At 41.4% G+C, this 5,211-nt stretch carries 5 protein-coding genes; all 5 read left to right on the forward strand.

All coding sequences use genetic code 11. The features are described from left to right. A partial coding sequence (locus tag AC1DND_RS22020) for a M1 family metallopeptidase (protein ID WP_477584752.1) occupies nucleotides 1-1,300 on the forward strand: 1,300 nt, incomplete at its 5' end. Between the two features lie 289 nt (nucleotides 1,301-1,589). After that, entirely contained in the window at nucleotides 1,590-2,417 is an 828-nt protein-coding gene (locus tag AC1DND_RS22025) for a dihydrodipicolinate synthase family protein (protein ID WP_477584755.1), read from the forward strand. Between the two features lie 14 nt (nucleotides 2,418-2,431). Then, nucleotides 2,432-4,018 (forward strand): aldehyde dehydrogenase (NADP(+)), encoded by a 1,587-nt coding sequence (locus AC1DND_RS22030; protein ID WP_477584753.1) that lies wholly within the window; start codon nucleotides 2,432-2,434, stop codon nucleotides 4,016-4,018. Next, nucleotides 4,011-5,012 carry a 4-hydroxyproline epimerase gene (locus tag AC1DND_RS22035; protein WP_477584754.1) on the forward strand — a complete coding sequence of 334 codons (1,002 nt, stop codon included), beginning with the start codon at nucleotides 4,011-4,013 and terminating at the stop codon, nucleotides 5,010-5,012. The genes AC1DND_RS22030 and AC1DND_RS22035 overlap by 8 nt, the downstream gene beginning before the upstream one ends. 39 nt (nucleotides 5,013-5,051) lie before the next feature. Continuing rightward, nucleotides 5,052-5,211: NAD(P)/FAD-dependent oxidoreductase (locus AC1DND_RS22040; RefSeq protein WP_477584756.1), on the forward strand; the 160-nt coding region annotated here is incomplete at its 3' end.

Consider the following 5,211-nt stretch of genomic DNA (forward strand, 5'->3'; position numbering starts at 1 on the left):
GAATAATGTTCATATTTTTTACCATGGAAAGGTTCATCAGGCTAAAAGAGCGCCCTGGGATGGTGGTTTTATCTTCACCACCGATTCGCTTTCGCGCCCATGGATGAYGGTGGCCTGTCAGGGCCTAGGCGCTTCAGTATGGTATCCGAATAAAGATCATCAAAGCGACGAGCCTAATCTGGGCGCTTCTTTAACGATGACTGTTCCCGATACATTGGTAGCGGTAGGGAATGGGCGCCTGGTATTCAAGAAGGATAATCACGATGGTACCGTGACTTACCAGTACAATGTTAAAAATCCGATCAGTAATTATTGCATCATTCCTTACATAGGCAAATATGTAAATTTTAAGGAGAAATATGCTGGTGAAAAAGGTGCATTAGATGTGAATTATTGGGTACTCGATTACAATTATCCAAAAGCGAAAACTTATATGCCCGACCAGGTGCATAAAATGATGAAAAGTCTGGAGCATTGGTTTGGGCCATATCCTTTTTATGAAGATGGTTATCAACTTATCGATGCTTCGCATACAGGAATGGAGCATCAATCGGCAGTATCTTATGGCAATGGTTATAAGTTTGGCTATAGAGGTAGAGACATGTCGGGCGATGGTTGGGGCTTAAAGTGGGATTTCATCATTATCCACGAAAGCGGGCACGAATGGTTCGGCAATAACATTACCACTAATGATCTGGCCGATATGTGGGTGCACGAAGGTTTTACCAACTATAGTGAAACACTTTTTGTAGATTACATTTTTGGCAATAAAGCTGGGAATGAATACAATTTTGGGATCAGAAAAGGCATCCGGAATGATAGCCCTATTATTCCCCCTTATGGCGTAAATGCACAGGGCAGTGGCGATATGTATCCAAAGGGAGGGAACATGTTACACGCCATAAGGCATAGTTTAAATAACGACGAACTTTTTAGATCCATATTGCGTGGGCTCAACCAAACCTTTTATCATAAAACGGTAACCACCACTCAGATCGAAAATTATGTTTCAAAAAAAGCGGGTTACAATTTTTCAAAAGTTTTTGATCAGTACCTGCGTACGGTGCAAGTTCCTACATTCGAATATTACCTCAAAGGTGGCAAAGCTTTTTACCGATACAGCAATTGTGTTAAAGGGTTCAATCTGCCTTTAAGCCTGAAAAAAGAAGGCATTAAAGCGCTTAAAATTATCCCATCGCAAAACTGGCAACAGGTTGCGTTGGCTAAAGGTCAGGATGCGCTTTTTACAAAATCGGGTATCGAATTTATGTACTACCTAGAGGTGAAAAACACAAAATAATTGATCAAATAGGTTGCGTAGTAGGGTATTAAAGAGGCTGTATCATAATTATAGATTTGTCATCAAGAGCTTGTCGAAGGACTTGTTTAAATACCTCTTAAGGTGTTTCGACAGGCTCAACATGACATAATCTAAGGAGAAATTGCTTTTATTACAGTGCTGTTGGATGTTACCATCCGACAGATTTTATTAAGCTATTCTTTTTCGTGAGGATACCTTTTTTTGTTATATCTCATTTCTCCTACAAGAGCCTCAGCTTTTCCAAATCAATTGGGCTTTCGATTTAAATATCGAAGCGCAGTTAGAAGCAGGTGCTGAAGGGATTATCTTAGGCGGATCGCTTGGCGAAGCCAGTGTATTAACCGATGAAGAAAAGTTCGGTCTGTTATCGCATACCTTAACTGTTGTAAATGGCCGAGTGCCGGTTTTATTGAACATTGCAGAGTCGACTACAAAAAAAGCAATCGAAGTAGCTAAAAAAGCAGAATCGCTTGGTGCACAGGGTTTAATGTTGTTGCCGCCAATGCGTTATAATGCTGCTCCAGATGAAACTTTGGCCTTTTTTGGTGCCATTGCAGAAAGCACAAGCCTGCCGATCATGATTTATAACAATCCTGTTGATTATAAAATCGAAGTAACCTTAGATATGTTCGAGGTTTTGACAAAATATGATAACATTCAGGCGATCAAAGAATCAACAAGAGATGTATCGAACGTAACCCGATTGATCAACCGCTTTGGCGACCGTTTCAAAATATTTACAGGGGTAGATCCACTGGCGATGGAAAGTATTGTGATGGGGGCTCACGGATGGGTTGCAGGTTTAGTAGATGCTTTCCCGAGAGAAACAGTTGCCATTTTCAGACTGATTAAAGAAAACCGCATTGCTGAGGCGCTAACCATTTACCGCTGGTTTTTGCCTGTACTTGAGCTGGATATTCATGCAAAATTGGTACAGTACATTAAATTAGCTGAGGTAGCAACCGGATTAGGAACAGAAGCAGTTCGTGCACCCCGTTTACCAATAAGTGGCGCAGAGAGAGAAAAAGTATTGAAAATTATTAACGATGCATTAGCTGTTCGTCCGGAACTACCTGCAGGTAGCTGGGGAAAATAGTTTAAAAACCAAATATGAACGGAAAAAATATTGTAGCAAGCACCTATGTAGAAGTTAATGAAAGAAGCCTTAAAGCTATTAATCCCGCAACGGGATTAACGCTTGACGGTGAATTTTTTAAAGCGAACGATAGCCTTGTTAATGATGCCTTAACATCAGCAACATCGGCTTTCCAAAGCTATAGAAGCCTAAATAAAGATCTTAAAGCCGCTTTTTTAAATGCTATTGCCGATGAAATCGCTAATCTTGGCGGAGAGTTGGTAGACAGGGCTTCGGCAGAAAGCGGTTTGCCTTTAGGTCGTTTACAGGGCGAACTGGGCAGAACAACAGGCCAGTTAAGGTTATTTGCCAATCTGGTTGCCGAAGGCTCTTGGGTTGATGCAATTATCGATACTGCACTGCCTGAAAGACAGCCTTTGCCACGGCCTGATATTAGACGAATGCTGATCCCAATCGGGCCGGTAGTGATTTTTGGTGCAAGTAATTTTCCACTTGCTTTTTCAGTTGCAGGCGGCGATACAGCATCAGCACTAGCTTCTGGTTGCCCAGTAGTAGTTAAAGCACATCCCGCACATTACGGAACCAGTGCGATGGTAGGCGGTGCCATTATCAAAGCTGCCGAAAAAACGGGAATGCCTAAAGGTGTTTTCTCTTTGTTGTATGATGATGGTTATAACATTGGAGCAAGCTTGGTTCAGCACCCATTAACTAAAGCAGTAACGTTTACAGGTTCGTTTAAAGGAGGAATGGCCTTGATTAATCTTGCTCAACAGCGCGAACAACCTATTCCGGTTTTTGCCGAAATGGGAAGCATTAATCCGGTAATTTTTCTTCCCAAGGCAATAGAAAACCAGGCAGAAGAACTGGGTAAAAAATATGCTGCATCAATTACTTTGGGCGCTGGTCAGTTTTGTACCAACCCGGGTCTATTGTTAGCGGTTCAATCGCCGGCACTCGAAAATTTTAAAGCCGTTTTAAAAGAGGCAATTTCAACTATTCCATCTGCAACTATGCTTACCGAGGGTATTGCCAATAATTATGGTAAACTTTCAGCTGAGGTAGTAAATGAAGGTGGCGTTGCGCTTTTATCGGCATCAACAGTAAAAAATAGTGAACTTCAAAATCAATCGGAGGCGAAAGTTGCTCAGGTAAGTGCTGCTGATTTTATCAAAAATCCAAAACTTCGTGAAGAAATTTTTGGCCCATATTCGTTGTTGGTTGTTGCTCAGGATATTGCTGAACTTGAAAAAGCCATTGATGTTCTGGAAGGACAACTTACCGTAACCCTAATGGCCGAAAAACAGGAGCTTCAGCACTATCAAACTTTGGTAAATAAGCTGACTGATAAAACCGGAAGGATTATTTTAAATGGTGTGCCTACAGGCGTAGAAGTTTGTGCAGCTATGCAACATGGTGGACCGTTTCCTGCTACCAACGATAGTCGTTTTACTTCAGTTGGTTCAACAGCAATCAACCGTTTTGCAAGGCCATTGGCCTATCAGGATTGGGAACAGGAATTGTTGCCTGATGAATTGAAAGACGGAAATCCTTTAGGTATTTTCAGAACGGTTAACCAGATATTAACGAAATCTCATGAGTAAAACTTTTTTTTGTGTAGATGCACATACTTGCGGAAATCCGGTTAGGTTAGTTGCAGGCGGCGGCCCTCAGCTTATTGGCTCAAATATGAGCGAAAAGCGTCAGCATTTTTTGAAAGAATTCGATTGGATCAGAACAGGTTTAATGTTCGAACCACGCGGCCATGATATGATGTCGGGCAGTATTCTTTATCCGCCTCACGATCCAGCCAATGATGTAGCTGTGCTTTTTATCGAAACCAGTGGCTGCCTTCCAATGTGCGGCCATGGTACTATCGGTACCATTACTATTGCCATAGAGGAAGGATTGATTCAGCCCAAAATACCAGGTGTGATCAGAATGGAGGCCCCGGCCGGATTAGTCTTAATTGAATATAAGCAAGAAGGTAAAAAGGTTAAATCGGTTAAGCTGAAAAACGTAGCTTCTTACTTGGCGGCAGAAAATTTAGAAGTAGAATGCCCGGATTTAGGTACACTTACTTTTGATGTAGCTTATGGGGGTAACTTTTATGCCATTGTAGACCCACAGGAAAATTTTCCGGGACTGGAAAACTACACCGCTTCACAACTGATTACCTGGAGCCAGACCATCAGAAAACGCATCAACGAACAATATACTTTTGTACATCCTTTAGACCCGACGATAAATGGCTGTAGCCATGTGTTGTGGACCGGTAAAACAATCGACCCTACATCAACCGCCAGGAATGCAGTTTTTTATGGCGATAAAGCCATCGATCGGTCGCCATGTGGAACAGGCACCTCAGCCCGTTTAGCACAATGGTTTGCTAAAGGAAAATTAAAACAAGGAGAAGATTTTATCCACGAAAGTTTTATCGGCAGCAAATTTATCGGAAGAGTAGAAGAAGTTGTAGACTTAAACGGAATTAAAGCTATTATACCAAGTGTAGAGGGCTGGGCAAAAGTTTATGGTTACAATACCATTAAAATAGATGCCGAAGATGATCCATATGCATATGGATTTCAGGTGATTTAGTGAGTTTTTAAAAGAATATCAGCAGTATAAATTAAAAGAATGTCGAAAGTATTAATTATAGGTGGTGGAATAGTAGGTTTAACTTCAGCGTATTATCTGCAGAAAAAAGGCTACGAAGTTACAGTTTTAGATAAAGGAGATATTACCGACAACTGCTCTTTTGGTAATGCCGGGATGATTGTAACAAGCCTTTTTGTTC

This window comes from Pedobacter sp. 01N416 (assembly GCF_056399685.1).